Source organism: Clostridium sp. (assembly GCF_051656525.1).
In the GTDB taxonomy this organism is placed as follows: Bacteria; Bacillota; Clostridia; order Clostridiales; family Clostridiaceae; genus Clostridium.
The window spans coordinates 1-3,081 of the sequence record NZ_JBOGCC010000187.1; the positions used below are offsets into that span (position 1 = coordinate 1).

The following is a 3,081-nucleotide window of genomic DNA, read 5'->3' on the forward strand; positions in this document are numbered from 1 at the left end:
GAGGAGCTTTACATGATGGTCTTGATGCAATTAATACAGAAGTTGAAACTCTTGAAAATAACCAAACTACATTTACAGATAATCTTACAACAAAACAAAGTAATTTTGAAAGTACTGTTAATAATAAATTTGATGAAGCAAATAAGCTTATGGAAGATACAAAAAACCTTGTAGATAATTCAAAAGATTTAGTTCAAAATGCATCGGATACAACACAAAAAATTAATGATGTAAATCAAAAAGTTATTAGACTTGGAAATGAGTTTGTTATTTCACTACAAAGTAATGAAAATAGATTTTCAGATTTAAGAACAGAGATACCTAGAGTAAATTTAATTTTAGCATCTAACTTTGAAAGTGATGATGGTTCTGATGCATTACTTTCAAAAGAATATGGATTCGCAAGAACAACTACCGCAATACAAGTAGTAGAAGGAAATACTTATACTTTCACTGTTTGTGGATATATAACTGATAGTGCTAAAAAAGAAGGCGGTGGGCTTAAAGTTTGTCTCTATGATGCTGATTGGAGTCCAAACGGAGCTAATATTTTAATAACTGAAACAGATAAAATAATTAAATCAGAAACTTTTGTGGCAACTAAAACGGAGTATTTATATGTAAGTTCATATTTATCTCCTGAAAATACAGCATATACAGGACAAGCTGGTATCAGTTGGTATTCATTAGTTGAAGGGAATGTTCCAGCTAAAGAGTGGACTGCATGCCCTTATGATCTTAACGGTGGTGTTAACTTGTTTGGTAATTCTAATTTTGGTAAAGATGGATTTGTTACAAGTGCAAATGGAGCATGTTATAGTGTATCAGAAGTAGAATTACAAGCAGGATATCCATACGTTTTTACTGCATGTGCTAGTACAGAAGAAAATACTAATAATTCAGGCGCTACTTGTATGCTATATACTAGTGATTGGAGTGAATGTTATACACTATTTTTCGAAGTAAATTCTTCTTATACTAAAAGTATAATTTTTATACCAACAACAACACAAAAATTTAATTTTGGATTCTATTCTAGAGAAAAAAATGGAACAAATCATAATATAAATTGTACATTAAAATGGTATACAGTTGCTCAAGGTTCAAGACCTCAGGCATGGATTCCAAGCATGGGAGATATTAGAGGAAGAACATCTTTACAACTTGCAACAATAGGTAGGCAAACAGCTCAAATGATGTTAGTACAAAATAATTCACAAAAGAAAACACAAGAAATAGGAAAAACTACAACACAGTTAATGTTAGAGAATCAACAACTAAAACAACAAATTAAAAGCATAGGGAAAATGATGGTTCAAATGCAATTAAATAAAAAATAAAAAATAAAAATTGTAGTGAAAATACAATACAATACAATTAATTTGAAAGGTGGAATAAAAAATGGATTTTGAAACATGGAAAGAATTTTACGATTGGGGAATGGCAACAAAGGAGCAATTACGAGAAGCTGTAGAACAAGGAATGTTAACACAAGAACAATATAATGATATTCTTGGAATAAAACCAACTGCAACAGTTGCACCAACACCAGAGGTTAAAGAACCAGTATCACAGGTTCAACCAACTGATTCAACTACTATAGAACCTAAGGTTGAAACAACAGAGCCAGTTCAACCACAACAACCAGTTAATGCATCACAAGATGTAAAACCAGAAGAAACTGAAACTAAAAAAAACATTCAAGCAGAACAACCAATAGTTACTCAATAATAACTAAGATTAAAAATACAATAAAAGATTTACTATATTAGGGCAATAGAAAGATAGAGTTTATGCTCTTTTTTTATTGCCTTAAATCAAAAAAATAATATAAAAATTGTATTGACAATACAATGCAATTTAATTGAAAGGTGGAATAACAAATGAAAATAACAGTTAGAGGTGGACATAATTTTGAAGCTACAGGAGCAAGTGCTTTAATTGATGAAACAACAGAAGATAGAAAAGTAAAAGATGCAGTAATTAAATATTTAAAAGCGTTAGGTCATGACGTACTTGATGTAACTCCTGGAAACTGTGATGTATATACAGATTTAGAATATGGAGTTAATAAGGCAGAAGCATGGGGAGCAGATTTATTTATATCAGTCCACTTTGATAAATGTTTTGATAGTTATAATGGAGCACTAGGTCATGCATGCTGGATATATGGAAATGGTGGGAAAGCAGAAGAGTTTGCTGGAAGAATAGTATCAAGTGTAACAGAAGGAACAGGATTTAAAAATAGAGGTATTAGAATAAACCCTAAGCTTTACGAACTTAGAAAAACAACTATGCCTGCAATAATAGTTGAAACATGTTTTTGTGAAGCAACAGAAGATATAGCAATTTATAGAGAAAAAGGGCCATATGAAATCGGTAAATTAATTGCAGAAGGCATTGCAGCTAAAAAAATTTCTGATAATAATATAGAAGAAATTTCAAATGAAAAATATGCTACAGTAACAGCAAGTGTATTAAATGTTAGAAGTGGAGCAGGAACTAATTATCCAGTAATAGGTCAAGTTAAAAGAGGAGATAGAATACAACTTGATTGTAAAGTTGGAGATTGGTGGTCAACTTATTATGGAGAGCATGGTGGATTCATGTATGCAGAATATTTAAAATAGAATAAGTTACTAGGCTAGTAAGATTAATTTCTTACTAGCCTTTTTTTATTTTATTAAAAAATTTTTGTCTATATGAAAAGTATCAATAATATTTAATAAAAATTCTTTATTAGGAATTCTCAAATTTCTCTCATATTTATTTAAAGTTGTTGTGCTTATTTTTAAAGCTTTTGCAAATGAATTATAATTTAAACCACTTTGAATTCTAACTAGTTTAATTTTATCACCAGTAGTTTCTGAATACAGTGATAAACTAGTTTCTACAATATTTTCAAACTGGGTATTAAATATCGTTTTCTTGTTGAGTTTGCTCATGCTAAACTTATGACTACTTATTATCCACTTGAAAAATTAAGAAAAATAAAAGGATTTGAAAATGCTAAATATATTGATCCATATGCAGGAAGTAAAGGGAATTCTATAAGGTATCTCTCTGTTGCACCTAGGGAAA

The 3,081-nt window shown here is 29.9% G+C and carries 4 protein-coding genes and 1 pseudogene; 4 read left to right on the forward strand and 1 reads right to left on the reverse strand.

Annotated elements, in window-relative coordinates:
• The 3 genes from ACRDDY_RS09410 to ACRDDY_RS09420 all read left to right on the forward strand — a co-directional run.
• Window positions 1-1,340 (forward strand): hypothetical protein (locus tag ACRDDY_RS09410; RefSeq protein WP_438564696.1); only part of this gene is annotated, 1,340 nt, incomplete at its 5' end.
• A 61-nt stretch (window positions 1,341-1,401) separates the two neighbouring features.
• On the forward strand, window positions 1,402-1,731 hold the full coding sequence (locus ACRDDY_RS09415) for an XkdX family protein (RefSeq protein WP_438564697.1): 330 nt from the start codon (window positions 1,402-1,404) through the stop codon (window positions 1,729-1,731).
• 152 nt (window positions 1,732-1,883) lie between these two features.
• Entirely contained in the window at window positions 1,884-2,630 is a 747-nt protein-coding gene (locus ACRDDY_RS09420; protein ID WP_438564698.1) for an N-acetylmuramoyl-L-alanine amidase, read from the forward strand.
• Between the two features lie 45 nt (window positions 2,631-2,675).
• Here the strand turns inward: ACRDDY_RS09420 and ACRDDY_RS09425 are convergent, their stop codons facing one another.
• Entirely contained in the window at window positions 2,676-2,945 is a 270-nt protein-coding gene (locus ACRDDY_RS09425; protein WP_438564699.1) for a helix-turn-helix domain-containing protein, read from the reverse strand.
• On the opposite strand from ACRDDY_RS09425, the pseudogene ACRDDY_RS09430 reads away from it, so the two are divergent.
• A pseudogene (locus ACRDDY_RS09430) lies at window positions 2,928-3,081 on the forward strand (FAD-dependent oxidoreductase); the annotation flags it as partial. The gene ACRDDY_RS09425 and the pseudogene ACRDDY_RS09430 overlap by 18 nt on opposite strands.

Bases quoted from the DNA above. Each gene is read 5' to 3' on its own strand.
- ACRDDY_RS09425 (WP_438564699.1), bottom strand. From the start codon at position 2,945: ATGAGCAAACTCAACAAGAAAACGATATTTAATACCCAGTTTGAAAAT.
- ACRDDY_RS09420 (WP_438564698.1), top strand. From the start codon at position 1,884: ATGAAAATAACAGTTAGAGGTGGACATAATTTTGAAGCTACAGGAGCA.
- ACRDDY_RS09415 (WP_438564697.1), top strand. From the start codon at position 1,402: ATGGATTTTGAAACATGGAAAGAATTTTACGATTGGGGAATGGCAACA.